General features: G+C 70.9%; 24 protein-coding genes. 12 read left to right on the plus strand and 12 right to left on the minus strand.

Annotated features, from left to right (window positions below; translation table 11 throughout):
• The first annotated feature begins 93 nt into the window (after positions 1–93).
• The 4 genes from WBG79_RS13325 to WBG79_RS13340 all read left to right on the plus strand — a co-directional run bounded on the left by WBG79_RS13325 (position 94) and on the right by WBG79_RS13340 (position 4095).
• Positions 94–1407, plus strand: coding sequence for an amidase (locus tag WBG79_RS13325; RefSeq protein WP_337357588.1), 1314 nt, complete (start codon positions 94–96; stop codon positions 1405–1407).
• Positions 1404–2831 (plus strand): amidase, encoded by a 1428-nt coding sequence (locus tag WBG79_RS13330; RefSeq protein ID WP_337357589.1) that lies wholly within the window; start codon positions 1404–1406, stop codon positions 2829–2831. The genes WBG79_RS13325 and WBG79_RS13330 overlap by 4 nt, the downstream gene beginning before the upstream one ends.
• Positions 2832–2851: 20 nt before the next feature.
• Entirely contained in the window at positions 2852–3058 is a 207-nt protein-coding gene (locus WBG79_RS13335; RefSeq protein WP_337357590.1) for a hypothetical protein, read from the plus strand.
• A gap of 137 nt (positions 3059–3195) precedes the next feature.
• Entirely contained in the window at positions 3196–4095 is a 900-nt protein-coding gene (locus WBG79_RS13340) for an EamA family transporter (RefSeq protein WP_337357591.1), read from the plus strand.
• A 22-nt stretch (positions 4096–4117) separates the two neighbouring features.
• Here the strand turns inward: WBG79_RS13340 and WBG79_RS13345 are convergent, their stop codons facing one another.
• The 3 genes from WBG79_RS13345 to ilvD form a co-directional block, all read right to left on the minus strand.
• On the minus strand, positions 4118–4840 hold the full coding sequence (locus WBG79_RS13345; protein ID WP_337357592.1) for a glutathione S-transferase N-terminal domain-containing protein: 723 nt from the start codon (positions 4838–4840) through the stop codon (positions 4118–4120).
• Between the two features lie 130 nt (positions 4841–4970).
• On the minus strand, positions 4971–5753 hold the full coding sequence (locus WBG79_RS13350; RefSeq protein WP_337357593.1) for a tetratricopeptide repeat protein: 783 nt from the start codon (positions 5751–5753) through the stop codon (positions 4971–4973).
• A 28-nt stretch (positions 5754–5781) separates the two neighbouring features.
• Positions 5782–7515 (minus strand): dihydroxy-acid dehydratase, encoded by a 1734-nt coding sequence (gene ilvD / locus WBG79_RS13355; protein WP_443147432.1) that lies wholly within the window; start codon positions 7513–7515, stop codon positions 5782–5784.
• Positions 7516–7793: 278 nt separating this feature from the next.
• Between ilvD and WBG79_RS13360 the strand changes: the two genes are divergently transcribed.
• The gene (locus tag WBG79_RS13360; RefSeq protein WP_337357595.1) at positions 7794–9158 is read left to right on the plus strand and encodes an SPOR domain-containing protein; all 1365 of its coding nucleotides are present in this window, start codon (positions 7794–7796) and stop codon (positions 9156–9158) included.
• A gap of 18 nt (positions 9159–9176) precedes the next feature.
• On the opposite strand, the gene kdsA is transcribed toward WBG79_RS13360, so the two are convergent.
• The 3 genes from kdsA to WBG79_RS13375 form a co-directional block, all read right to left on the minus strand.
• Entirely contained in the window at positions 9177–10004 is an 828-nt protein-coding gene (kdsA, locus tag WBG79_RS13365; RefSeq protein WP_337357596.1) for a 3-deoxy-8-phosphooctulonate synthase, read from the minus strand.
• Between the two features lie 76 nt (positions 10005–10080).
• Positions 10081–10983, minus strand: a complete 903-nt coding sequence (locus WBG79_RS13370; protein ID WP_337357597.1) for a VOC family protein — start codon at positions 10981–10983, stop codon at positions 10081–10083.
• Position 10984: 1 nt separating this feature from the next.
• Positions 10985–11404 (minus strand): DUF350 domain-containing protein, encoded by a 420-nt coding sequence (locus WBG79_RS13375; RefSeq protein WP_337357598.1) that lies wholly within the window; start codon positions 11402–11404, stop codon positions 10985–10987.
• 165 nt (positions 11405–11569) lie between these two features.
• On the opposite strand from WBG79_RS13375, the gene WBG79_RS13380 reads away from it, so the two are divergent.
• A complete protein-coding gene (locus WBG79_RS13380; protein ID WP_337357599.1) occupies positions 11570–11716 on the plus strand; it encodes a hypothetical protein in 147 nt (48 codons plus the stop codon).
• A 12-nt stretch (positions 11717–11728) separates the two neighbouring features.
• Here the strand turns inward: WBG79_RS13380 and WBG79_RS13385 are convergent, their stop codons facing one another.
• The 3 genes from WBG79_RS13385 to tpiA form a co-directional block, all read right to left on the minus strand.
• Positions 11729–13357: a CTP synthase gene (locus WBG79_RS13385; RefSeq protein WP_337357600.1), complete on the minus strand. Its 1629-nt coding sequence runs from the start codon at positions 13355–13357 to the stop codon at positions 11729–11731.
• 232 nt (positions 13358–13589) lie between these two features.
• Positions 13590–13982: a preprotein translocase subunit SecG gene (gene secG / locus WBG79_RS13390; RefSeq protein ID WP_337357601.1), complete on the minus strand. Its 393-nt coding sequence runs from the start codon at positions 13980–13982 to the stop codon at positions 13590–13592.
• A 187-nt stretch (positions 13983–14169) separates the two neighbouring features.
• A complete protein-coding gene (gene tpiA, locus WBG79_RS13395) occupies positions 14170–14916 on the minus strand; it encodes a triose-phosphate isomerase (protein WP_337357602.1) in 747 nt (248 codons plus the stop codon).
• 243 nt (positions 14917–15159) lie between these two features.
• On the opposite strand from tpiA, the gene WBG79_RS13400 reads away from it, so the two are divergent.
• On the plus strand, positions 15160–17055 hold the full coding sequence (locus WBG79_RS13400) for a peptidylprolyl isomerase (protein ID WP_337357603.1): 1896 nt from the start codon (positions 15160–15162) through the stop codon (positions 17053–17055).
• A 13-nt stretch (positions 17056–17068) separates the two neighbouring features.
• On the plus strand, positions 17069–18586 hold the full coding sequence (gene trpE / locus WBG79_RS13405) for an anthranilate synthase component I (protein WP_337357604.1): 1518 nt from the start codon (positions 17069–17071) through the stop codon (positions 18584–18586).
• A gap of 76 nt (positions 18587–18662) precedes the next feature.
• Here the strand turns inward: trpE and ntrC are convergent, their stop codons facing one another.
• From ntrC to dusB, 3 genes are read right to left on the minus strand one after another with little or no spacing between them, the layout of a single operon-like run.
• The gene (gene ntrC / locus WBG79_RS13410) at positions 18663–20102 is read right to left on the minus strand and encodes a nitrogen regulation protein NR(I) (RefSeq protein ID WP_337357605.1); all 1440 of its coding nucleotides are present in this window, start codon (positions 20100–20102) and stop codon (positions 18663–18665) included.
• A gap of 45 nt (positions 20103–20147) precedes the next feature.
• Positions 20148–21281: a two-component system sensor histidine kinase NtrB gene (locus tag WBG79_RS13415; RefSeq protein ID WP_337357606.1), complete on the minus strand. Its 1134-nt coding sequence runs from the start codon at positions 21279–21281 to the stop codon at positions 20148–20150.
• Entirely contained in the window at positions 21278–22318 is a 1041-nt protein-coding gene (dusB, locus tag WBG79_RS13420) for a tRNA dihydrouridine synthase DusB (RefSeq protein WP_337357607.1), read from the minus strand. The genes WBG79_RS13415 and dusB overlap by 4 nt, the downstream gene beginning before the upstream one ends.
• A 111-nt stretch (positions 22319–22429) precedes the next feature.
• Between dusB and WBG79_RS13425 the strand changes: the two genes are divergently transcribed.
• The 4 genes from WBG79_RS13425 (at position 22430) to WBG79_RS13440 (ending at position 26502) form a co-directional block, all read left to right on the plus strand.
• Positions 22430–23674 (plus strand): bifunctional 2-C-methyl-D-erythritol 4-phosphate cytidylyltransferase/2-C-methyl-D-erythritol 2,4-cyclodiphosphate synthase, encoded by a 1245-nt coding sequence (locus tag WBG79_RS13425; RefSeq protein ID WP_337357608.1) that lies wholly within the window; start codon positions 22430–22432, stop codon positions 23672–23674.
• The gene (locus WBG79_RS13430) at positions 23671–24162 is read left to right on the plus strand and encodes a CinA family protein (protein WP_337357609.1); all 492 of its coding nucleotides are present in this window, start codon (positions 23671–23673) and stop codon (positions 24160–24162) included. The genes WBG79_RS13425 and WBG79_RS13430 overlap by 4 nt, the downstream gene beginning before the upstream one ends.
• A gap of 385 nt (positions 24163–24547) precedes the next feature.
• Positions 24548–24853, plus strand: coding sequence for a hypothetical protein (locus WBG79_RS13435; RefSeq protein WP_337357610.1), 306 nt, complete (start codon positions 24548–24550; stop codon positions 24851–24853).
• A gap of 449 nt (positions 24854–25302) precedes the next feature.
• Positions 25303–26502, plus strand: a complete 1200-nt coding sequence (locus WBG79_RS13440; protein WP_337357611.1) for a sensor histidine kinase — start codon at positions 25303–25305, stop codon at positions 26500–26502.
• The last annotated feature ends 56 nt before the right edge of the window (positions 26503–26558 follow it).

The following is a 26558-nucleotide window of genomic DNA, read 5'->3' on the forward strand; positions in this document are numbered from 1 at the left end:
CTCGCCGAGGTCGAGTCCGACGTCCGCCTCGACGGACTTCGCGAGGCGATCCTTTTCTCCTGTTCCGCGAACGCGGCTCACGGCGAGCGCCGGATGGCGGCCCGAATCGCGGCCGTCGAGGACCGGGTGCACAGCTACATCACGCTCGATCTTGACGGGGCGAGGGCCGCGGCCCACGTCGCGGAGACGGAGATCGCGGCCGGCCGCGGCAGGGGCCCGCTCCACGGCATTCCCTTTGCGGTGAAGGACAACTACGACGCCGCGGGCCTGCCGACCACGGGCGGTTCCCGGCTCCTCCAAGGCAACGTCCCCGGCCGGGACGCCACGCTGGTGGCGCGCCTGAAGGCGGCCGGCGCGGTGCTGATGGGCAAGCTGTCGACCTGGGAGTACGGCACCGGCAACGGTGGCGAGTACTTCGACCTGCCCTACCCGCCCGCGCGCAATCCCTGGGATCCGGAGCGCTTTCCCGGCGGCTCCTCGACCGGAGCCGGCACGGCGGTGGCGGCGGGCACCGCGACGGTGGCGCTCGGATCCGACACGACGGGCTCCGTCCGCCTGCCCGCGGCGGCTACGGGGACCGTCGGACTGAAGTCGACTCAAGGACTACTGCCCAAGACCGGCATCCTGGCGAACTGCTACGCGATGGATGTGCCCGGGCCGATCACCTGGACGGTGGAGGATTGCGCGCTCCTGATGGACGTGCTGGCCGGCCGGGACCCGGCGGACCCGACCTCGCTCGCGGCGCCGGGCGCCGATCACCGGCGCGGCTTGCGGGCCGGCATCGCGGGGCTGCGCATCGGCGTGATCGCCGACCTCGGCCCCGGCATCCCGGCCCCGGACGCCGATCTCGTGGCCGCCTTCGAGGCCGGGCTCGCCGTGCTGCGCGATCTCGGCGCGGTTCTGGTCGAGGCCTCCTTCCCGGCCCCGGTTGCCGACTTCTACGCCTGTACCAGGGTCATCGGCCCGGTGGAGTCGGCGACGATCCACGAGCGCGAACTCGTCGAGACGCCCGGGGCGATGGGCTTCGCGCTGCGCGACAAGCTGATGTTCGGCACCATGGTGCGCGCCGTCGACTACATCGCCGCCCAGCGCCGCCGGCGCGCGCTCGCCGCCGCCATGGACGCGCTGATGAGCCGCTTCGACGCGGTCGTCACCTTCGGGGCCTGCCACGTGGCGCCGCGGCTCGGGGTCGAGCCCGAGATGACGGCCTTCACCACCGACACCGCCCTGGTGCCCTTCAACATCTCCGGCCATCCGTGCCTGGTCCAGTGCACCGGCTACGGCACCTCCGGGTTGCCGCTCCACTGGCAGATCGCCGGACCCTTCCTCGCCGAACCCACCATCCTCCGGGTCGCGGCGGCCTACGAGGCCGCCACGCCCTGGCGCGACAGGAGACCCGAACCATGACCGCCGTGACCCCGCTGAAGGCCCCCGACCCGCTGGTCCACCTCACCCTCGTGGAGGCCTCGCGCCTCGTCGCGGCACGGCGCCTGTCGCCCGTCGAGCTGGTCGAGGCCTTCCTGGCCCGCATCGAAGCCGTCGACCCGATCGTGCACAGCTACATCACGGTGCTCGCCGACCGCGCCCGCGCCGCCGCCAAGGCCGCCGAGGCGGAGATCATGGCCGGCCGCTGGAAGGGGCCGCTGCACGGCATCCCTTTCGCGGTCAAGGACAACTATCATGTTAAGGGAATCCGGACGACCGGCGGCTCCCGCCTGATGCTCGACTACGTGGCCGACGAGACCTCGACGGTGATCGAGAAGCTGGAGGCCGCCGGCGCCATCCTGCTCGGCAAGCTCAACACCTGGGAATACGGCACCGGGACGGGCGAGATCTACGACGACCTGCCCTTCCCGCTCGCGCGCAATCCCTGGAACCCGGCCCGCCACACGGGCGGCTCCTCGACCGGGGCGGGGGTGGCGGTCGCGGCCGGCACGGCGATGTTCGCGCTGGGCTCGGACACCGGCGGGTCGGTGCGCCTGCCCGCGGCGGCGACGGGGGTCTACGGCATGAAGGCGACCTACGGCCTGATGAGCCGCGCCGGCTGCCTGCCGAATTGCTGGTCGCTCGACGTGGTCGGGCCGCTCACCTGGACCGCCGAGGACAATGCCATCGTGGCGCAGGCCATGGCCGGCTACGATCCGCGCGACCCGCAATCCGCGGCGGTCGCCCCCTACGACCTGAAGGCCGGCTTCGAGGCGGGCCTGAAGGGGCTCACGATCGGGGTCGTCCGCGACCTCGGCGCCGACGCGCCCTCGATGGACGCCGACGTGGTCGCCAGATTGGCCGAGACGGAGGCGATGCTCGCCGACCTCGGGGCCACCGTCGTGGAGATCTCCCTGCCGGCGCCCCTCTCCAAGTACCGGTCCGTGACGGGCACCATCAACTGGGCCGAGAGCCTGTCGATCCACGAGCAGGACTTCATGGAGCGCAGCCACCTGATGGGCCGGGCGCTCAAGGACAAGATGACCGCCGGGTTCAGCGTGCGCGCCGTCGACTACGTGGCGGCGACCCGCTACCGGCGTCAGCTCGCGGTCTCCACGGACGCGGTGATCCGCACGGTCGACGCCGTGCTGACGCCCTGTACCTTCATCACGGCGCCGAGCTTCGAGGACCAGGACCGGCTGGTGAAGTTCACCTTCGGGTCCGCCACCTCGATCTTCAACGTCACCGGCCACCCGGCCATCTCGATCCCGACCGGGTTCGACCGGGACGGCATGCCGACCTCGGCGCAGATCGTCGGCCGCTACTTCGACGAGGCGACCACCTACCGGGTCTCGCGCGCGCTGGAGAAGGCGGCCGGCACCCGGGACCGCCGCCCGGCGCTCTGACCCCCAGCCTGGAGAAGCCCATGTCCACCGCTCCCGAGTATCCCGCCTGGACGCAGGCCGAGATCGACGCCTTCGCGGCCCGCTACGGGCTCGTCAACGCGACGCCCGAGCACCTGGCGCGCATGCGCGAGCTCGCCGACCGGGTCGCCGCCGCCGGACGCGCCATCCCGCGCATGCCGAACAAGGGTGACGAGCCGGCGAGCACGTTCCGCGTCCCGCTCGGCTGACCTCCAGACCCTAGGGCGCGTCCTACCCGGCCGACGCTTGCGCCGGCCGGGGCTGCCGTGCGTCGATGCACGCGGGGACTCGGCTTCCCCCGGGGGGGCCGGAGCCCGGGCCACCCGTCCGCAAAGGGCCGTGCGCCATGGTCTCCGATAGCCTGTGGATCTGGCTGACGCTCGGCGCCGTCGGGTTCCAGACGCTGCGCAACGCGATGCACCGGGTGGCGGCCGCGACCCTGCCGGTCGCCTCCGCGACAACGGTGCGCTTCATCTTCGCTCTGCCCTTCGCGGCGGCGTTCTTCGCAGCCGTGCTCGCGGGAACGGGTCGTCCGCCCCTCGCGCCCACCCCCGGTTTCGTCGGCTTCGTGATTCTCGGCGCCGTGGTGCAGACCCTCGGATCCGGGCTGATGCTGCTCGCCATGCGGGAACGCAGCTTCGTGGTCACCATCGCGCTGACCAAGACGGAACCGATCCAGGTCGCCCTCTTCGGCTTCGTCCTGATGGGCGAACGGGTCGGCCTCGGCGATCTCGCCGGCGCCGCCCTCGCCTGTGCGGGCGTGCTGACGCTGATCCTCGCGACGGGGCATGCCGCGCTCGGGCGGACCTCCGTGCGGCCGGCCCTGCTCGGTCTCGCCGCCGGCGGCCTCTTCGGCTGCGCCGCCGTCGCCTATCGGGCCGCCATGCTGAGCCTGCCGGAGGGCCCCTTCTTCGTCAGGGCCTCCGAGACGCTGCTTGCGGCGCTGACCCTGCAGGCCGCGCTGATGATCCTGTGGCTCAGGGCGCGCCAGCCGGGCGCGCTCTCCCGCATGGTCTCCCAATGGCGGCTGTCGCTCGGGGTCGGCGGCGCAGGCGCGATCGCGTCGCAGATGTGGTTCGCCGCCTATGCGCTGCAGTCCGCCACGCTGGTCTCGATCCTGGGCCTCACCGAGGTGATCGCCGCCAACATCGCCTCGGCCCGCTATTTCCGGGAGCCGCCGACCCGGGCCGAATGGACCGGGATCGCGCTCCTGGTGGCGGGCGTGGCGCTCGCGCTGGCCGACTGACCGCGCCCCCTGACCATTCCCGTCAGTCCGGCACCGACAGGGCGCGCTGGTTGTAGAGGATCTTGCGGATGCGGGCCTGCTCCTCGGGCGGGAGCTTGGTGACGTCGGTCGACAGGTCGGCGCCGACCGCGAGGCCGCGCTGGACGGCGGGCCGCGCCCCGACCGCCTCGAACCAGCGCCGGAAATGCTTGAACTCGGCGATGTCCTGGCCCTGGCCCTTCCAGTTGACGGTCCACGGGTAGCAGATGATGTCGGCGATCGTGTAGCGGTCGCCGGCGATGTAGGGCCGGTCGCGCAGGCGCATGTTGAGGACGCCGTAGAGCCGGTTCGCCTCGTCGGTGAAGCGCCTGACCGCGTAGGACTGGTCGCCTTCCCGGTCGCCGAGGCGCAGGAAGTGGCCCGCCTCGCCGAGCTTCGGCCCCTGGTTCGCCATTTGCCAGACGACCCATTGCTGGATCTCGACCTTCTCGCGCAGGTTCTCGCCCCAGAAGGCGCCGGTCCTTTCCGCGAGGTAGAGCAGGATGGCACCGGATTCGAACACCGACAGGGGCGGCCCGCCGTCGGCCGGCTCGTGGTCGACGATCACGGGCATGCGGTGGTTCGGGTTGAGCCTCAGGAAGTCGGGCTCGAACTGGTCGCCGCGGGAGATGTTCACCGGCACGACCCGGTAGGGGATCGCGGCCTCCTCGAGGAAAATGGAAACCTTCTTCCCGTTGGGCGTCGGCCAGTAATAGAGATCGATCATCGGAACCTCCGAGACGGGTCAGGAAACCTGCAGTCTAACGGGGTTCCGGGGGGCCGCGCCGCTCGCTCCCGGCGGGGCAGCCATGACGGCTCGGCCGGACGGTCTCCGATCGGAGACCGTTCCCAGCCGGTCAGTTGCCGTTGCGGGCGATCCAGTCCTGGGCCAGGGAAACGGCCTGGCGGCGCTCCTGCTCGCTGGCGACCGAGAAGGCCTGCTCCTGGGCGTCCCGGATCCAGTCGTCCGAGGCGCCCTGGGCGCGGGCGCGGGCGATGGTCAGCCACATCAGGCCCTGCACCGACCGGCGCGGCAACTCGGCTTCGCCGGAGAAGAGCATCTGGCCGAGCAGCGCCATGGCGCCCTGGTGGCCCTTGCGGGCGGCGAGCTTCAGCCAGCGCGCAGCCTGCTTGGGGTCCCGGTCGGGGGTGCGCGGGTCGAGGTAGATGCGGCCGAGATTGTACTGGGCGTCGGCGTCGCCGAAGTAGGAGGCCGCGTAGGTGAAGATCTCGCGGGCCTTGTCGACGTTCGGCTTGACGGCCGTGTCCTGGATCCCGGTCATGTAGTAGGAGCCGAGCGCCACGAAGGCGCTCGCCACGAAGGCGGCCGAGGGCGAGCCGGGCTGGTCGTCCGCGTGGCCGTTGGCGATCTGGTTGAAGATCTCGAAGGCCTTGAGATCGTTGGTCGGCACGCCCTCGCCGTTGCGATAGATGCGGCCGAGCAGGTAGAGCGCGCCCGGATGCCCGCGCTCGCCCGCCCGCTGCAACTCGACGACCGCCGCGGCCTGCTTGCCCTGGTAGTAGAGCAGCCGGCCGTTGCGGAAGGACTCCTCGACGGAGCTCTCCGGGGGACGCGTGGTCGAGGCGGGATCGAGCGCCAGAACCGGTCCGGTCCAGGCCGCAAGGCCGATCAGGGCCACCGCCGACGCACTTGCTATGCGAAGAAACTCACACGTCCGCATAACAGACCTTTTCACCCTTACCGCCCGGATGCGTGACCGCCCCGTTCTTCGCCGGCCCGACCGTCTGGGCATACTTCCAGATCGCGCCCGAGCCGTAGTCCGTCTCCCGCGGCGTCCAGGACGCGCGGCGCCGGGCCAGTTCGTCGTCCGCCAGCGCGACCGAGATCTCGCCCGCCACCGCGTCGATGGTGATCACGTCGCCGTCCCGAAGGAGCGCGATCGGCCCGCCGACCGCGGCCTCCGGCCCGACGTGGCCGATGCAGAAGCCACGCGTGGCGCCGGAGAAGCGCCCATCGGTGATGAGCGCGACCTTGTCGCCCATGCCCTGCCCGTAGAGGGCCGCCGTGGTCGAAAGCATCTCGCGCATCCCCGGGCCTCCCTTCGGCCCCTCGTAGCGGATGACGAGAACCTCGCCCTCCGCGTAGCGACGCGCGCGCACCGCCTCGAAGCACGCCTCCTCGCTGTCGAAGCAGCGTGCCGGTCCGGTGAAGCGCAAGTTGTGCATCCCCGCGACCTTCACGATAGCCCCCTCGGGCGCAAGGTTACCCTTGAGTCCGACGACGCCACCGGTGGCCGTGATCGGCGTATTCGCCGGCCTGACCACGTCCTGATCGGGGTTCCAGGGAACATGGGACAGGTTTTCGGCGATTGTACGACCAGTCACGGTCATGCATTCGCCATGAAGGAAGCCGTGCTCCAGCAGCGTCTTCATCAACAGCGGCACACCGCCGGCCTCGAACAAGTCCTTGGCGACGTAGCGTCCGCCCGGCTTCAGGTCGGCGATGTAGGGCGTGCGGCGGAAGATCTCCGCGACGTCGAAGAGGTCGAAATCGAGGCCGGCCTCGTGGGCGATCGCGGGAAGGTGAAGAGCCGCGTTGGTGGAGCCGCCGGAGGCGGCGACGACGGTCGCCGCGTTCTCGAGGGCCTGCCGGGTGACGATGTCGCGCGGCCGGATGTTCTTCGCGATGAGATCCATGACCTGCTCGCCGGCGGTCATGCAGAAGCGGTCGCGGATCTCGTAGGGGGCGGGGGCCCCGGCCGAGTACGGCAGGGCGAGGCCGATCGCCTCCGAGACCGTCGCCATGGTGTTGGCGGTGAACTGGGCGCCGCAGGCTCCCGCGGAGGGGCAGGCGACCTTCTCCAGCTCGTCGAGATCCGGGTCCGACATGGCCCCGACCGAATGCTTGCCGACCGCCTCGAAGACGTCCTGGATGGTCACGGGTCGGCCCTTGAAGGTGCCGGGCAGGATCGAGCCGCCATAGATGAAGATCGACGGCACGTTCAGGCGGACCATCGCCATCATCATGCCTGGCAGCGACTTGTCGCAGCCGGCGAGGCCCACGAGGGCATCGTAGCAGTGGCCGCGCATGGTCAGCTCGACGGAGTCGGCGATCACCTCGCGGGAGACCAGCGACGCCTTCATGCCCTGGTGCCCCATGGCGATGCCGTCGGTCACCGTGATGGTGCAGAACTCGCGCGGCGTGCCCCTGGCGGCCGCGACGCCCTTCTTCACCGCCTGGGCTTGACGCATCAGGGCGATGTTGCAGGGCGCGGCCTCGTTCCAGCAGCTCGCCACGCCAACGAAGGGCTGGTGGATCTGATCCGTCGTCAGGCCCATGGCATAGTAGTAGGACCGGTGCGGCGCACGCTCCGGTCCCTCCGTCACGTGACGGCTCGGCAGTTTCGACTTGTCGATGCTGTTCGCCACGCCTGAACCCATTCCCCCCGGCCCGGTTGGGCCCGCCGGCGTCCTTCTCCGGCCGCTTCCGACGAGCCGGACGCTCGATCCGATTTGTGTCCGAATGGCGGCGGCTCTCTTTTGCGAAGACTATGCGAGATCCATTGAAAAAGGGTGTTGCAGCCTTGTCACAAAGATGAGGGGAAGTGTTCGCGACACCCGGCCGGCCCGCCGGTGCCGCCGGGCTTCGCGATGCCGGGCCCCTGCCGGCCGCACGGATGCTATTCTGGGCAACCAGAGATTCGCGGGCGAACCGAGCCGTGGCCGACCGACGTGACGATCCCATGATGCGCCTCCTCGCGACCGAGGAGACCGGCAGCGTCGCGGCGCTGGCGGCGTGGGGATTCGTGGCCGTTCTCGCCGTGGCAGCGGGCTTCGCGTCCTGGCAATACGCCCCGCCGACCCGGGCGTCGCGGCCGCTGGATGCGATCGAGACGACGGGGGCGATCCCGCGGCCCCAGCCGGTCCGTCCCGGCGCGCAGCCGCCGCCCGCCGCCGACCCCGGGGCCGGCCTGCAGCGCGACCTGGAACAGATCCGACAGGAGATTGCGGACCTCAGGCGCCTGATCGGGAGGACCGACCAGAGATCCGATCTCCTCGCCCGCCGCGTCGGGCAGCTCGAGGATCAGGCGGCCGTGCTCGCCAACGGCCTCGCCGACCTCGCCGGCGGGCGCACCGGAACGATCGACAAGCGACCTGCCGCTGCCGCCCCCGAGCCGCCAAGGACCGATACGCAGAAGCCCGAGCCTCAGCCGGAGGCCGCGCCGCGCATCGGCCCGCGCACCAGTCTGGAGCCGGAGCCGCGGGCCGACGCGATGCCGGCCGCGACGGCCAACGCCTCCCCGTCGACCTCCAGCGCGGCCCCGGCCACTCCACCCGCCCCTGCGGCCGTGCCGTCCGCGGCAGCGCCCGTCCCGGTCCGCACGGTGGCGATCGATCCGGGCCCGCCGCCCTCCCCGCCGTCGCAAGCCTCCCCGCCTGCCGCCCAGGTCGCAGCACCGACGCCGCATGCTCCGGAGGCGTCGCCGCCCGCCCCGCCGCAAGCCGCTCCGCCGCGTCCGGCCGGGGCCATGGCCGCTCACGAGCAGCCCGTTCCGTCGGGCCCCCCGGCAGGGCCGGGCCCGATGGCCGGGCCATCCGTTCCGGCTCCGCCCGCGGGCGGCGGGCCCTCCGTGTCGCCCGCTGCAGCGGGCCAACCGGCGGTCCAGGCCGCTCCGGCGCCGGCCGATCCCGGCAAGGCGCGTCCGGCGGCGCGGCCGAACCAGGTGCCGACCATCTCGATCGGCAACAAGACGCAGATCGCGGAGCGGCCGGGCCCGCCGACACCACTCGTGCCGCCGGCGGCCCCGCCGACTCGCATCGACTACGGCGTCGACCTCGGCGGCTTCCGCAACCTGCCATCCCTGCGCAAGGCCTGGTCGGACCTCGACGGGAAGGCGCCGCGGCTGACGCGCTCCTATGCACCGCTCGCCCAGGTCAAGGAGAACGACGAGAGCCTCGAGGTCCGGCTGATCGCGGGCCCGTTCCCGTCCTCGGCAGAGGCGGCGAAATACTGCAAGCAGGCCCAGTCGGCCGGCATCCCTTGTGCGCCGGCCGCCTATGCCGGCCAGCCGACCGGGCGCTAGGCCAGGGCGGCCCGGCCCTCAGCTCTTGGCGAGGCGGTCGAAGGCGACCAGGGTCTCGAGCAGGCCGGCCATGTCCTTCAGATGGACCATGTTGGGGCCGTCCGAGGGGGCCCGGTCGGGGTCCTGGTGGGTCTCAATGAAGACACCGGCCACCCCGACCGCGACTGCGGCACGGGCGAGCACCGGCACCATGCGGCGGTCGCCCCCCGACGAGGTCCCCTGCCCGCCCGGCTGCTGCACCGAGTGGGTGGCGTCGAAGATCACGGGGGCGCCGGTCTCGGCCATGATCGGCAGGGCGCGCATGTCCGAGACGAGGGTGTTGTAGCCGAAGCTCGCGCCGCGCTCGGTCAGCAGCACGTTCGGATTGCCCGCGCCGGTGATCTTCGCAGCGACGTTTTTCATGTCCCAGGGGGCGAGGAACTGGCCCTTCTTGACGTTCACGACCCGGCCGGTCTGCGCCGCCGCGACCAGCAGGTCCGTCTGGCGGCACAGGAAGGCGGGGATCTGGAGGATGTCGACCACCTCGGCGACCGGCGCGCACTGGGCGGCGTCGTGCACGTCGGTGAGCGTCGGCAGGCCCAGCGTCTCCCTGATCTCGGCGAAGACCGGCAGCGCCGCGGCCATGCCCATGCCGCGCTGGGCGTTGAGGCTGGTCCGGTTGGCCTTGTCGTAGGACGTCTTGTAGACGAGGCCGATGCCGATCCGGCCGGCGATCTCCTTCAAGGCGGACGCCATCTCCAGCGCGTGGGCGCGGCTCTCCATCTGGCAGGGTCCGGCGATGAGCGCGAGCGGAAGACGGTTGCCGAAGCGGACGGGGCCGACGACGACGGTCTCATGGGGCGACATGGCGATTCCGTTCGTTCCTGACTGGGACAGTGCCCGGACGCATACGCGCTTCCGGCCTCCGGCGCCAGCGCCGGCTTCAGCCGGCACCGCTCGCCGGCTCGAACGCGACCGTGACGCCGTGCAGGGCCGCGGCCGGCACGACCAGCGTGCCGGCATGCTCCATCGGGGCGAGCGCCGAGGCATGGAGGTGGCCGCGGGCGGCCTCGAGGTCCCGGACCGCGATGCGGAGGGCCGCGATGGAGAGCGCCTCCGATCCGCCGAGCGGCGGCTCCAGCCCGTAGCGGAAATGGAAGCCCTGGGGGGTAAGGACCTCAATCGCACCGCGCGGGGTCGCGATCTCCAGTCCGTAGCCGGTCATGTGGAGGGTCCGGGTGCCGACGAAGGCCGACAGGAAGGCGTGGTGGTCGGCCGGATCGCGGGCCGTCAGGGTCACGGCTGCGATCCCGACCGCACCGTTGGCGTGCCTCTGGTAGGCCGGGCGCCAGAAATTCTCGGGGAAATGCTGGCGGCAGGTGAAGAAGCCGGCTTCCGAGGGCGAGGCGGAGGTCGCCGGCCCGGGCATCGCGAAGGCGAGACTGAAGGCGACCGTGCGGACCTCGCCACCCGGCCCGGTGGCGGCGCGCTCGAAGTCGAAGCGCTCGAAGGTGGTCAGGCCGAGGGCGCCGTACTCGGCGATGTCGCGGTCGGAATCCCCCGATTCCAGGACGAGCATCGACGCACCCTCGCGCCGGGCCAGGAAGTCGCGGTTGAAGGCGCCGAAGGAGAAGCGGCCCGGGGTGGGGTCCGGGATCAGCGCCGGCCGGTCGACGGCCAGGATCTCCAGGAAGGCACCGTCGAACTGGACGAGGCGATTGCAGGTCCCCCAGGGGTGGCGGGCGGCCGGGGTCAGCGTGAAGCCGAGCCGCTCCCAGGATTCCGCCCCGGCGTCCAGGTCGTGGACGGGCAGGACGACGTGGTCGATGCCGCGCGGACCCGACATCTCAGACCGCCATCGCGGCGGCGTTCAGGATGCCGCCGGTCAGGGACACGGCGCCGAGGAACAGGCCCGCGGAGACTTCGCCCTTCTCGATCCGAGAGCTGACGTCCCGAAGCAGGGCGAGGCGCACGATCCAATAGACGACGACCTGGATCAGGATGGCGATCACGGCCCAGACCAGGAACTCCGCCAGCGCACGCGAGTGCATGGCCGCGGAGGCGAGCGGCAGCGCGTAGCCGATCATGCTTCCCCCGAAGGCGATCGCCGCCGCCGGATTGCCGGCCCGGATGAGCGCCAGTTCGTCATGGGCGGTGGCGATCCCGTAGACGGCCGAGTAGATCCCCACCATGCCGATCGACAAGCCGACATAGACGAGAAACGGCCCGAGCCCCTGCAGGCTGTCGGTCACCAGCGAGACATCCATTCCTCGTCCCCCCATCGTCGCGCGTCGCGGTCCCGTTCTAGCCGAGGCGGGTCAAACCGCAAAGCGCCGACCCTGTTCCCCGGGTAACAGCCCCGCCCTGTCGGCAAGCCTACCGTCCCCCCAGATGGCGGCACGAGCCGGCCGCCGGGGACGGGAGACGGGACGATGAACGCGATCAGGTACGTGGCGGCGGGCGGGGCGATCTACGGCGGGTTCTTCGGGTTCTTCTCGGCGGTGTTCGCGGCCGCGCATCCGGTCGCCGTCAATGCGCCGGCGAAGCCCGTGATCCAGTTCGTGCTGGCGATGCTGTGAGCGGGCCGGCCGTCAGACGAGCCGGCTCTGCTCCATCGCCGCACTGATGAAGGAGGTGAAGAGCGGGTGCGGCTCGAAGGGGCGGCTCTTCAGTTCGGGGTGGTACTGGACACCGACGAACCAGGGATGGTCCTTGAGCTCGACCGTCTCCGGCAGGACGCCGTCGGGCGACATGCCCGCGAAGGACATCCCCTTGGCCTCCAGCCGATCGCGGTAGGCGATGTTCACCTCGTAGCGGTGGCGGTGGCGCTCCAGGATCTCGGTCGCGCCGTAGATGGACGAGATCAGGCTGCCGGGCGCGAGCCGGGCCCGGTAGGCACCGAGCCGCATGGTGCCGCCGAGGTCGCCGCCCTCGGAGCGGCGCTGCAGCTCGTTGCCCTGCAGCCACTCGGTCAGGAGGCCGACCACGGGCTCCGAACACGGACCGAACTCGGTTGAGTTCGCCTCCGTCACGCCGGCCAGATTGCGCGCCGCCTCGATGACCGCCATCTGCATGCCGAAGCAGATGCCGAAATAGGGAATGCCGCGCCTGCGAGCATAGCCGGCGGCCGCGATCTTGCCCTCCGTGCCGCGCTTGCCGAATCCGCCGGGAACCAGGATGCCGTGCACGTGCTCGAGGAACGGTGCCGGGTCCTCCTTCTCGAAGACCTCCGATTCGATCCAGTCGATCTTGACCTTGACCTTGTTGGCGATGCCGCCGTGGGTCAGCGCCTCGATCAGCGACTTGTAGGCGTCCTTCAGCCCCGTGTACTTGCCGATCACCGCGATGGTGACCTCGCCCTCCGGGTTGTGGATGCGGTCGGAGATGCTCTCCCAGCGCGACAGGTCGGGCTTCGGCGCGCCCGTGATCCCGAAGGCCGCCAGAACCTCGTCGTCGAGACCCTCCCGGTGATAGGCGATCGGGACGTCGTAGATGGAGGCCACGTCGAGCGCCTGGATCACGGCCGAGGGGCGCACGTTGCAGAAGAGCGAGAGCTTCTTGCGCTCCGATTCCGGGATCTCGCGGTCGGCCCGCACGAGCAGGATGTCGGGCTGGATGCCGATGGAGCGCAGCTCCTTCACCGAATGCTGGGTCGGCTTGGTCTTCAGCTCACCCGCGCTCGGGATGTAGGGCATCAGCGTCAGGTGGATGTAGACGGCGTGTCCGCGCGGCAGGTCGTTGCCGAGCTGGCGGATCGCCTCGAAGAAGGGCAGGCCTTCGATGTCGCCGACCGTCCCGCCGATCTCGACCAGCACGAAGTCGTAGCCCTCGTTGCCGGCGACCACGAACTCCTTGATGGCGTCCGTCACGTGCGGGATCACCTGGACGGTGCCTCCGAGATAGTCGCCACGCCGTTCCTTGGCGATGATGTCCTGGTAGATCCGGCCCGTGGTGATGTTGTCCTGCTTGTTCGCGGGACGGCCGGTGAAGCGCTCGTAGTGGCCGAGGTCGAGATCGGTCTCGGCGCCGTCGTCCGTCACGAAGCACTCACCGTGCTGGTACGGCGACATCGTGCCGGGATCGACGTTGAGGTAGGGGTCCAGCTTCCGGAGCCGGACCTTGTAGCCGCGTGCCTGCAAGGCCGCGCCGAGAGCGGCGGAAGCCAAGCCCTTGCCCAGGGAGGAAACCACGCCGCCGGTGATGAAGACGTACCGCGCCATGGACCTCGACCCTATCTGGCGGCCGGCCGATTCGCAAAACGGCGGCAAGCCACTGCGCAACAAAACAGTGGACATCCCCGGCGGACCTTCCCGGCCCCGGCGCGACGTCCCGGCGATCTCATGTCACGGGGCGCGTGGGGGGTGGCCCGAACGGCCCGTCCCTGCCCGCGCCCGCCGGCGCGCTGCCGCGCCCGAAGAAGAAGCGGCGCCGTCTGCCGGCGCCGCCCGTGGTTCACTGCTGCGGCGCCGGGGCCGGCGCGGCCGGGCGCTGGAGCTGCTGCAGCTGGTCGAGGATGCCGCCGCCCTGGCCCGGCGCGGCGGGAGCCGGCGTGCCCGGGGCGGCCGGCGCACCCTGCCCGGCCGGCGGAGCGGCGCGGTCGAGGATGGAGGACGGCCGCTCGGTATGGCCGCCGGCGAGGATGGCCAGCACCAGGGAGGTCACGAAGAAGGCCGTCGCCAGAATGGCGGTGGCACGGGTCAGCACGTTGGCGGTGCCGCGGGATGACATGAGGCCGCCGCCCCCGCCGCCCATGCCGAGGGCGCCGCCCTCCGAGCGCTGCAGGAGCACGACGCCCACGAGCGCCGAAACGACCATCAGATGAATGACGATGATAACGGTTTCCATCGATCGCCCAGATGTCTCCGCGCACGGCAGGGCCGCGGCGGACGATTGTGCAAGCCGAAAGCGTCCGGCCGGACCGTGACCGGCCCGTCCAGACGCTCACATGGGGAGCCGCGAACGGCGGCGCAAATTCGGGGGCCGTCTTACACGAGCTTTTCCACGAAGGCCAGAGCGCCGGACCGAAGGGCCGTCACCGGTAGGCGCCCGCGATCCCCAGGAAGTCCGCCGCCTTGAGGCTCGCGCCGCCGACGAGCGCGCCGTTCACGTTGTCGACGGAGAGAAGTTCGGTCGCGTTGGAGGGCTTCACCGAGCCGCCATAGAGGATGCGCACCCCGCGCCCGGCCCCGCCCAGCGTCGCGACCAGCCGCTCGCGGATGAAGGCGTGCATCTCCGCCACGTCGGCGGCGGTCGGGGTGAGGCCGGTGCCGATGGCCCAGACGGGCTCGTAGGCGACGACGAGGGTCTCCGCGGTGGCACCGTCCGGCAGGGACCCGGCGAGCTGGCCGCCGACCACCTCGAGGGCCTTGCCGGCCTCGCGCTCGGCCCGGGTCTCGCCGACGCAGACGATCGCCGCGAGGCCCGCCCGAAAGGCCGCCTCGGCCTTCGCCTTGACGGTGGCGTCCGTCTCGCCGTGGTCGGTGCGCCGCTCCGAATGGCCGACGATGACCGCCGTCCCGCCGGCGTCGCGGATCATCTCGGCGGCGATGTCGCCCGTATGGGCGCCGGACGACTTGGGATGGCAGTCCTGTCCGCCGATGGCGATGCCGGTGCCGGCGGCCGTCTCGGCGAAGAGCGCGAGGAGGGTCGCGGGCGGGCAGACCATGAGATCGACCTCGGCGGAGAGCGCGGCGTCGTAGCCCTCGGCCATGGCGCGGAGCTCCGCGGCGGCGGCCCTGAGCCCGTTCATCTTCCAGTTCCCGGCGACCAGCGGCTTCATTCGACGCGCTCCTTCTTCCCTGCGGGCCAGCGGCGGTTCGGTAGCAGAAGCGGGACGGCGGCGCGAGCCCGCTTTTCGGCGGCCGGCGGCGCGGTTCCGGGTCGTTTGCCCGCCTTGCTCTCGCCGGACGCTCTCCCTATAGTCCGCGCCGCTCGCGGGGGCCCTCCCGCAGGTCGACGGATGCCGGAAAGAGTGGTCCCAGCCGGGCCGGCGGCATCCCCCTCAGGAACCGGTTCCGCCTCCATGCTCGACGTCCTGCGCCGCAGTGCCTCCGGATGGGTCTCCAAGATCCTCCTCGCCTTCCTGATCGTGAGCTTCGGCGTCTGGGGCATCGCCGACGTGTTCCGCGGCTTCGGCTCCACCACGGTCGCCGAGGTGGGGCACACGAAGATCAGCGCCGTCGAGTTCGATACCAACTATCGCCGGCAGATCGACCAGATCGGCCGGCAGCGCGGCCGGCCCATCTCGCGCGACGAGGCGCTGCGCGCGGGACTGCCGAACCAGCTTCTCAACCGGATGATCTCGGACGCCACGCTCAACGAGGCGGCGCGCCGATTCCGGCTCGGGGTGAGCGACGCCGAGGTGGTCCGCCAGATCCAGTCCGACCCGACCTTCCAGCCCGCGGCCGGCCGTTTCGACCGGGGCCTTTTTGCCCGCACGCTGCAGCAGAACGGCTGGAGCGAGGACCAGTACGTGGCGCTCGCCCGCGAGGCGGCCAACCGCCAGCAGCTGATCGACGGGGTCGCGGGCGTGATGCCGGCGCCCAAGGTCCTGCTGGAGGCGCTGAACCAGTACCGCAACGAGGAGCGCGTCGTCTCCTACATCCGCCTGGAGCCCTCCGCGCTCGGCGAGATCGCCGATCCGGCGCCGGACGTGCTGCAGAAGTTCTTCGAGGAGCGCAAGGCGGCCTTCCGCGCCCCGGAGTACCGGAAGCTGGTGGTCCTCTCCATCGACCCGAAGAGCACCGCCAAGCCGCAGGACGTCACCGACGATGACGCCAAGGCCGTGTACGAGCGCTCCGCCGCCCGCTTCGGCGATCCGGAGAAGCGCCGTGTGGACCAGATCCCGTTCGACAAGCCGGAGGACGCCGAGGCCGCGGCCGAGAAGCTGAAGAGGGGCGCCTCCTTCGACGACCTCATGGCCGAGCGCAACCTCAAGAGCGAGGACGTCGACCTCGGCCTCCTGCCCAAGGCCGGATTCCTCGACCCGGCTATCGGCGACGCGGCGTTCCGGCTCGAGAAGGCCGGTGACGTCAGCCAGCCGGTCAAGGGCCGGTTCCGGACCGTGATCCTCCGCCTCGGCGAGGTGAAGCCGGCCGGGCGCAAGCCTTTCGACGAGGTCAAGGCGCAGCTCAAGACCGAGATCGCGGAGGAGCGGGCCGGTGCCGAGATCCTCGGCCTCCACGACCAGGTCGAGGACGCGCGCGCCGGCGGCGCCCGTCTCGAGGAGATCGCCAAGCGCTTCAAGCTGACCCCGGTCGCGGCCGAGGTCGACAAGACCGGCCTGCAGCCGGACGGGACCGAGCCGCGGGGCCTTCCCGAGCCGGCCAAGATCGTGGCGGCGGCCTTTGAGAGCGACGTGGGCGTCGAGAACGACACGCTCCAGCTCGGCACCAACGGCTTCATGTGGTTCGAGGTCACCGGCATCACGCCGGCGCGCGACCGCACGCTCGACGAGGTCAAGGACGACGTCACCGCCCGCTGGAAGGCCGAGCAGACCCGCACCGGGCTCGCCGCCAAGGCGGCCGAGCTGGTCGCCCGGCTCGAGAAGGGGGAGGACATCGAGGAGGTGGCCCGCTCGGTCGGCACGGAGGCGAAGACCTCGCCCACGCTGAAGCGCGGCGAGCCGGCGGAAGGCCTGGCTGCCACTGTGGTCAACGCCGCCTTCGGGGGTCCCGAGGGCCATGTCGCCACCGTGCTCGCCGACAACGACGCCCGGGTCGTGCTGAAGGTGAAGGACGTCTCGGAGGTCGCCTTCTTCGGCGACTCCGATTCGACCAAGGCGGAGGCCAAGGAACTGGCCGGCGACATCCAGTCGACGCTGCTCGACCAGTATGTCCGCCAGCTCCGCGCCGAGATCCCGGCCACGGTCAACCAGCAGCTCGTCTCCCGCCTCGTCGGCACCAACCCGAACCAGTGAGCCGGACCGTCCGATGCGTATCGAACCGGCCGAGGACGCCTTCCTCGACGCCCTCTCCGCCGGCCGGCCGACGGTCGCCTGGACCACGCTCGTCGCCGATCTCGAGACGCCCGTCTCGGCCTACCTGAAGCTCTGCGGCCGGCGGGACCACTGCTTCCTGCTCGAATCGGTGGAGGGCGGCGCGGTGCGCGGCCGCTATTCGATGATCGGGCTCGATCCGGACCTGGTGTTCCGGGCAAAGGGCGAGGCGGGCGAGGTGAACCGCCGTTTCGCGCAGGACCGGCAGGCCTTCGAACCCGTGGAGGGCCGCTCGCTGGAGGCCCTGCGCCGGCTCATCCACGAGAGCGAGTTTCCGCTGCCCAAGGGCCTGCCGCCCATGGCGGCCGGCATGTTCGGCTATTTCGGCTACGACATGGTGCGGCAGATGGAGGAACTCGGCGCGCCGAAGGCCGATCCCGTGGGCATCCCCGACGCGATCCTGGTCCGGCCCCGGACCATCCTGGTCTTCGATGCGGTGAAGGACGAGATCACGGTCGTCACCCAGGCGCGCCCCGCCCCGGGGGTGACGCCGGCGCAGGCCTATGCGCGCGCCGTCGACCGGTTGACCGAGGTGGTCGACACGCTCGACCGGCCGATCGACAAGGCGGCCTACGAACTCGGCGAGGTCTCGCTCGACGTGCCGATGGTCTCCAACACGTCGAAGGAGGCCTATTTCGACATGGTTGCGCGGGCAAAGGATTACATCCGCGCCGGCGACATCTTCCAGGTCGTGCTGTCCCAGCGCTTCGAGGCGCCCTTCTCGCTGCCGCCCTTCTCGCTCTACCGGGCGCTGCGGCGGGTGAACCCGGCGCCGTTCCTCTATTTCCTCGACTTCGGCAGCTTCGCGGTGGCCGGCTCCTCGCCGGAGATCCTGGTTCGCGTGCGCGACGGCGACGTGACCATCCGCCCGATCGCCGGCACGCGGCCGCGCGGCCGGACGCCCGAGGAGGACAAGGCGTTCGCCGCGGAGCTTCTCGCCGATCCGAAGGAACTCGCCGAGCATCTCATGCTGCTCGATCTCGGCCGCAACGACGTCGGCCGCGTCGCGGAGATCGGGACCGTCAAGGTGACGGACAAATTCTTCCTCGAATACTACAGCCACGTGATGCACATCGTCTCGAACGTCACCGGCCGGCTCGACCCCGCCCACGACGTGCTCGACGCGCTGGCCGCCGGCTTTCCGGCCGGCACGGTCTCGGGCGCCCCGAAGGTGCGCGCCATGGAGATCATCGACGAGCTCGAGAGCGAGAAGCGCGGCCTTTACGCCGGCTGCGTCGGCTATTTCTCGGCCGACGGCGCGATGGACACCTGCATCTGCCTGCGCACGGCCATCGTGAAGGATGGCCGCATGTATGCCCAGGCCGGTGCCGGCATCGTGGCGGATTCGGTGCAGGAATCCGAGTACCAGGAGTGCGTCAACAAGGCCAAGGCCCTCTTCCGGGCCGCCGAGGAGGCCGTCCGCTTCGCCAGCGCGGCGGGGCGGCGCCAGTAGGCCGGGTCGGCCCCGCCCTACCCCGCAGCACGGTCGTGCCGTGCCGGGCGAGCGACGGGCTCCGGCCCGACGGTCCTCAGCGCGAGGACCGGATCACCTGGATGTCGAGGTCGCGGATCTTCTTGCGCAGGGTGTTGCGGTTGAGGCCGAGGAGTTCGGCGGCCTTGATCTGGTTGCCGCGGGTGGCGGCGAGGGCGGCGCCGATCAGCGGGTATTCCACCTCGCGCAGGATGCGGTGGTAGAGGCCGGGCGGCGGCAGGCCGTCGCCGAAGCCGCCGAAATAGGTGGTGAGGTGCTTCTCCATGGAGGCGGAGATGCCCTCGTCGCCGGTCTTCTCCTCGGGGGGCGAGATCAGCGCCGGCTGGCTCAACTCCTGGTCGATCACGTTGGCGGTGATGACGTCCTGGGGATAGAGCGCGGCGAGCCGGCGGATGAGGTTCTCGAGCTCGCGGATGTTGCCCGGCCAGCGGTAGCGGCGCAGCCGGTCGAGGGCCGCCTGCTCGATCTGCTTGGCCGGCAGGCCCTCCTTCTCGGCGAGCGAGAAGAAGTGGCGGACGAGGTCGGGGATGTCCTCGGAGCGCTCGCGCAGTGGCGGCAGGCGCAGCGGGACGACGTTCAGGCGGAAGTAGAGGTCCTCGCGGAAGAGCCCCTGGTTGATGAGCTGGCGCAGGTCCTTGTTGGTCGCCGCGATGATGCGCACGTCGGTCTTGATCGGGGTGCGGCCGCCGACGGTGGTGTACTCGCCCTGCTGGAGCACGCGCAGGAGCCGGGTCTGGGCGTCCATCGGCATGTCGCCGATCTCGTCCAGGAAGAGCGTGCCGCCCTCCGCCTGCTCGAAGCGGCCGGCCGACCGGCTCGCCGCGCCCGTGAAGGCGCCCTTCTCGTGTCCGAACAGCTCGGACTCGATCAGGTCGCGCGGGATCGCCGCCATGTTGATGGCCACGAAGGGTCCGTTGCGGCGCTTGCCGTAGTCGTGCAGCGCGCGGGCGACGAGCTCCTTGCCGGTGCCGGACTCGCCCGTGATCATGACGGTCAGGTCCGTCTGCATGAGGCGGGCGAGGACGCGGTAGATGTCCTGCATGGCCGGCGAGCGGCCGACGAGCGGGATCGCCTCGGCGTCGGGCTCCGGTTCGGCGCTGCGCTTGTGCTTGGGCTCGGCCAGGGCCCGGCCGACGATGGTGATCAGTTCCTTCAGGTCGAAGGGCTTCGGCAGGTACTCGTAGGCGCCGCGCTCGGAGGCCCGGATGGCGGTCATGAAGGTGTTCTGCGCGCTCATGACGATGACCGGCAGGTCGGGCCGGAGCTTCTTGATGCGCGGCAGCAGGTCGAAGGCATTCTCGTCGGGCATCACCACGTCGGTGATGACGAGGTCCCCCTCCCCTTGCGCGACCCAGCGCCATAGGGTGGCCGCGTTGGACGTCAGCCGCACCTCGTAGCCGGCGCGGGAGAGCGCCTGGTTCAGGACCGTTCGGATCGCGGCATCGTCGTCTGCGACGAGGATGTTGCCGGAGGGCATGGTGCTATCCTTCCTTGCGGGCGCCGCCTGGGCCGGCGCCGTCGATCAGTTGCCCCCGCGCGCCGGACCCGAATAGGCCGGCATGAGCACGCGGAACGTGGTTCGGCGCGGCTGGCTCTCGCATTCCACGACGCCGCCGTGATCGCGGACGATCTTGGCGACGAGCGCGAGCCCGAGGCCCGAGCCGTTGGTCTTGGTGGTGACGAAGGGGTCGAAGAGGTGCGGCAGCAGGTCCTCGGGCACGCCCGGACCGTTGTCGCGCACGCAGAACTCCATCGGCAGCGTGACCTTGTCCTTCGATCCCGGCACGGAAAGGCGGACGCCGGGGCGGTAGGCCGTGGTCAGCACGATCTCGCCGTCCGGCTGGTCGCCGATCGCCTCCGTGGCGTTCTTGACGAGGTTCAGGAACACCTGGATGAGCTGGTCCCGGTTGGCGAGGACCGGCGGCAGGGACGGGTCGTACTCTTCGACGATCTTGACCTTGCGGGCAAATCCCGACTGGGCGAGCCGCTTCACGTGATCGAGGACCGTGTGGATGTTGACCGCGGATCGCTCGATGGGGCGCTCGTCGGAGAACACCTCCATGCGGTCGACCAGCTTCACGATCCGGTCCGCCTCGTCGCAGATCAGGCGGGTGAGCGCCCGGTCCTGGTCGTCGACGGACTGCTCCAGGAGCTGGGCGGCCCCGCGGATCCCGGACAGCGGGTTCTTGATCTCGTGGGCCAGCATGGCGGCGAGGCCCGTCACCGTGCGGGCGGCGCCGCGATGGGTGAGCTGCCGGTCGATCTTGTCGGCCATGGTGCGCTCCTGGAGCATCACCACCACGGCGCCCGGCTCGTCGATGACGGGACCTGCGTAGATGTCGACCACCTTCTCGGTCCCGATCCTCGGGCTCGACACGTCGACGCGGTATTCGGAGACCGGTGCCTGCCGCTCGCGCACCTGGCCGATCAGCTCGAGGAGCGGGCTGCCGAAGGGAACGAAGTGGGAGAGCGCATGCCGGCGCATGAAGGCGGCGCTCGCCTGGAAGAAGTTCTGGGCGGAGTCGTTGGCCTCGAGGATCATGCCGTCCGCGCCGATCATCACCACCGGATTCGGCAGCGCGTTGAGCACGGCCGCGGAGGCCGAGGCGGTCGGGTCGGGGAACTGGCGCGGGGTGCGCGCCGCGTTGGTGGTCATGCGGCTCTCCTGACGGCCGTGCCGGCGAGAGCCTCGCGGACGGCGGCGTGGATGGCGGGGATGTCGAAGGACGTGAGCGCGACACGGCGCAGGGCGGCGGCGATCGGCCGGCCCGCCTCGGCGGCGTCGAAGTACCAGGCGAGGTGCTTGCGGGCGGCCCGGAGACCCTTCGGCGCGCCGTAGTGCTCGACCATCGCGGCGTGGTGCTCGACCACGAGGTCGGCCAGCTCGGGGCCCGTGGGTTCCGGCAGAGAGGGAGCGCCCGCGAGGGCGCGCGAGACGGCGCCGGGCAGCCAGGGGCGTCCCTGCGCCCCGCGCCCGATCATGACGCCGTCGGCCCCGGATTCGGCGAGGATCCGGCGCGCGTCGGCGAGGCCGAGGACGTCGCCGTTGGCGATCAGGGGAATGGCGATCGCCTCGCGCACGGCCCGGATGGCGGGCCAATCGGCCGAGCCCTCGTAGAACTGGTCCCGGGTGCGGCCGTGGACCGTGACGAGCTGCACGCCCTCGGCCTCGGCGCGGCGGGCGAGTTCGGGCGCGTTCAGGCTGGAGCGGTCCCAGCCCAGGCGCATCTTCAAGGTCACGGGCACGCGGACCGCGGCCACCGTGGCGCGGATGAGCTCCACCGCGAGGTCCAGGTCGCGCATCAGGGCGGCCCCGGACCAGCCGGTTGTGACGCGCTTCGCCGGGCAGCCCATGTTGATGTCGACGACATCGGCGCCGTTCGCCTCCGCCATGCGCGCGGCCTCGGCCATCCAGTGCGCCTCACGCCCGGCGAGCTGCACCACATGCGGCGCCATGCCCTGGCCGGCCAGCCGCAGCGCCATCTCCGGGTCGCCCTCGGCCAGCGATTCGCTCGCCACCATCTCGGTGACGACGAGATCGCATCCGAACCGCGCGGCGAGCCGGCGGAACGGCAGGTCGGTGACGCCGGACATCGGAGCCAGATACACCGGGCACCGGAACTGGTATCGTCCGAGCCTCACGCACCGTTGCGTGGCGACGTCGGGGGTCGAGGAACTCACATTCGTGCTCATTCAGTGTGCATCGAAACCACGTGATTACATCTTTGGCAGATTTTGCCGCAAGAGCAAGCGTCTTCCCGCGGCGCAACACAGGCTTTCGCGCATGACATCCGAGGGATACGGATGACGGACAAGGCAGGGCCGGTCCCCTCCGCCGGCGATCAACCCCGAGTTGCTGCAATCATCGTCGCCGCCGGGTCGGGGCGTCGCCTTGCCGGCGCGGTCGGCGGCCGGCCCAAGCAGTATCTCGATCTCTGGGGACAGCCGCTGCTCGCGCGCACGCTCGCCCGCTTTGCGGCGCATCCGGCGATCGGCAGCATCCTGACCGTGATCGATCCCGCGTTCCGGGACGACTTCGAGGCCTGCAGGGCGGGCCTCGCCGGCATCGCGGACCCGGTTGCGGGCGGAGCGACACGGCAGGCGTCGGTGCTGGCGGGGCTCAGGGCGCTGGCGCCCGACGAGCCGGACATCGTGCTCATCCACGATGCGGCGCGACCCTTCGTCTCATCTTCGGTCATCGAGCGCACGGTGGCGGCGCTGCGGGAGGCCGAGGCCGTCCTGGCCGCCGTCCCGGTGGTCGACACGGTGCAGAAGGCCGATGCCTCGGGTCTGCTTCTCGAAACGATTCCGCGCGAGGGGCTCTGGGCGGCTCAAACGCCGCAGGGCTTTCGCTTCGCCCGGATCCTGGCGGCCCACGAGGCCGCCGCGGCCGCCGGTCGCCACGACTTCACGGACGATGCCGCCGTGGCGCGCTGGGCAGGGATTGAGGTGCGCACCGTCCTGGGCGACCCCGGCAACGTCAAGATCACCACCGCGGACGACCTCGTCGCGGCGGAACGGAGGCTGCGGATGGAGGAGATGCTGGCCCTCGCAGACGTGCGGGTGGGCACGGGCTACGACGTGCACCGGTTCACGGAGGGCGACGCGGTCGTGCTGGCCGGCATCCGTATACCGCACACGCACAAACTGGAGGGCCATTCCGACGCGGACGTGGCGCTGCACGCCCTGACCGACGCGATCCTCGGGGCGCTCGGCGACGGCGACATCGGCAGCCACTTCCCGCCCTCGGACATGCGCTGGAAGGGCGCCGATTCGGCCGTGTTCCTGCGCGAGGCGGCGCGCCGCGTTGCCGCCCGGGGCGGCATGATCGCCCATGCGGACATTTCGATCGTCGCCGAGGCGCCGAAGATCGGGCCGCACCGGGAGGCGATGCGCGCGCGCGTCGCCGACATCCTCGGCATCGACGTCGACCGCGTCGGCGTGAAGGCGACCACCAACGAGGCGCTCGGCTTCGTGGGACGCCGCGAGGGCATTGCCGCGATCGCGACCGCCACGATCCGCCTGCCCTTCGAGCCCGCCCGCCGATGACGAACCTCGCGCCCCTGCTCCCTGCCGCTTCGGCCTTCGTCGCGAAGGCCCGGGCCGCCGGGCTGACCGTCGCCACCGCCGAGTCCTGCACCGGAGGGCTCATCGCCGGGGTCCTGACCGAGATCGCGGGATCGTCCGCGGTGGTCGACCGGGGGTTCGTCACCTACTCCAACGAGGCCAAGGCCGAGCTGCTCGGGATCGACCCCGCGCTGATTGCGCGTGTCGGCGCGGTCAGCCGCGAGGTGGCGGTCGCCATGGTCGAAGGGGCGCTCACCCGGTCGCGCGCGGACCTCGCGGTGGCGGTCACGGGCATCGCGGGGCCGGGCGGCGGCTCGGCCGCCAAGCCGGTCGGTCTCGTGCATCTCGCGGCCTTGCGACGCGACGGCGTACACGTCCACCGCGAATGCCGTTTCGGCGACATCGGCCGCTCCGGCGTCCGCCTGGCCACCATCGAGGTGGCGCTCGCGATGCTCGACGAGCTCGCCTGACCGGGTCCGAGGTCAGCCCCGCATCGCCCGGCGCAACTGCTCCTTGCTCAACCCGGTCAGGTCCGGGTCTCCGGCGGGCTCTCCCGAGTCCAGGCGCCCGCCTCATGGAGCGCGATGGCGACGGCCTGCTCGGGGTCCGCGACCTACTCGTCGCTCCTACCCTCCAGGTCGCCGTTCTTGAATACGTGCATACTGCGTCCGGGTTATTCATTAGTGATTTCGCATGCGTAGGCATGGTAACGTCCCTGACGGACCGGAAAGCGGATCGACGCTCGACGGCCGCGCACCGTTCGGGAGGCGGCCGGAACCAGGGCAATCCGGGCCGGTTGTCCCCCTGAGAGGGACCACGCGTGGGGGGCATCCGACTGAACCGGAGGAGACCACGATGAATCTACCGAAGATTGCTTTCGCATCCGCCGCATCGGCGGTGCTGGCCATGGCGGTGCTGCCGGCGACGACCGGCACGGCCGAGGCCGGCAAGCGCTATTGGAACGGCCACGGCTACAGCAAGCACTGGAAGGGCCACGGCCACTACGGCCATTACTACGGGCGCGGCTGGTACGGCGGCCCGCGTGTCGTCGTCGGTGGCTACTATCCCTACTACGGCGCCTACGGTGGCTACTACGGCTATTACGGCCCGCGCTGTTACTGGAAGCCGAAGGCCAACGGCTCCAAGTACATCTGCCGCTGAGGCTGAAGACCTGCCCCCGGCCGCTCGCGGCCGGGGGCCGACTTTTCGACCGGCGGCCTCCGGTCTGCTGCACCCGCGATCTGAGGCTTCGGCCCGCTGCGCGGCGCGCCTCCTCGCAGTTCCGGCAGGCGTCGGCACAGACCCGGCACAGTTCATCCATGCCGGCATGAGGCCTTCATTCCCCGCCGCAAAACCCCCGAGCTTCGCGGCAGGGGTCCACGACCCGCTTTCGTCGGCGCCTCGTCGCGCGTGCCACACACCCTGCGGGTGAGTGCCGATCATGGCTCGGGTTTGCAGTCCAGGCGCCTGGGTTCGCGGGCTTTGCATCTCGCAGGCGATTCCGGCCCGCCCGTCCGGGGAGCTAAGCCTGGACGAACGTCCTTGCTGCCGACACCCCGATCTCCTAATCACATGAGGAGTTCTGCATATGTAGGGCGGGAACGGGATCGATGCAGGACAAGCGGGCCTGGGACGGAATCGCGACGGATCCGGAGGGCTTCCCCGACCGCCTCCGGCAGTACGGTCCCATGGGGGCGGAGATCGCCGCGTTCGACTGGTCGACAACGCCGGTCGGCCCGATCCAGGCCTGGCCGGCCAGCCTGCGGACGATCGTCCACACCCTCGCCTCGTCCGGTCAGCCGATGGCCCTGTTCTACGGCCCGGCGCTGACGACCATCTTCAACGCAGGCTTCGCCCCGATCCTGGGAGGGCGTGCGGAGACGGCGCTCGGGCTGCCGCTCGCGGTCGTGTGGCACGACGTCTACGACGAGATCCTCCCGATGGTGCGCCAGGCCCTCTCAGGGCGAACGGTCTGGATGGCCGACCTTCCGCTCACCATGTGGCGCAACGGCTTCGCGGAGGAAACCCACTGGACCTTCTCGTACAGTCCGGTCCTCGACGACGAGGGCCGGGTCGTCGGCTTCCTCGACGTCGTGACGGAGACCACCGAGGCGGTGTCCGGCCGCAAGGCCCTGGCGGCGGCGAACCAGTCGCTTTCCGCCGAAATCGAGACGGCCCGTCGGGCCCTGGTCGCCCGCAACGAGGCGGAACGTCAGCGCGCGGCGCTCCAGCGCGAGCTGGTGCACCGGATCAAGAACCTCATCGCCGTCGTCCAGGCGATCGTCGTCCAGACGATTCGGGCCGCCACCTCCCTGGACGAGGCCGCCGACACGGTAACGGCCCGGCTCAGCGCCTTCGGGCGTGCGCAGGACATCTTCACCGAGAGCCAATGGCAGGCCGCCCCCCTGCACCGGATCGTCGGGGCATCCCTCTCCCCGTACAGCGAGCTGCTCGACCGGATCTCGGTCGACGGCCCGGACATCGAGCTCGACGCCCAGCAGGCGCTCGGCATCGCGCTCCTGCTGCATGAACTCACCACCAACGCGCTGAAGTACGGCGCCCTGTCCAAGGACGGCGGCAGGGTCGCCATCCGGTGGGAGTCGGACAGCGAACGCTTCGCCCTTTCCTGGGAGGAGAGCGGCGGCGCGCCCATCCCGCCACCGGGACGCAAGGGCTTCGGCAGCCGCCTGATGGAGCGGGTGGTCCCATCCTATTTCTCGGGCACGGCTTCGGCGATCTACCCGGAAACCGGCCTCGTCTACCGGCTGGAAGGCCAGCCGCTGGGGACGGGCATCGATCCGGCCGATTGACCTTCGCCCGGGGCGGGCGCACACCCGCTCGGCGGCTTGGGACCGTGCCGTCCGAT

Source organism: Prosthecomicrobium sp. N25 (genome assembly GCF_037203705.1).
Classification (GTDB): domain Bacteria; phylum Pseudomonadota; class Alphaproteobacteria; order Rhizobiales; family Ancalomicrobiaceae; genus Prosthecodimorpha.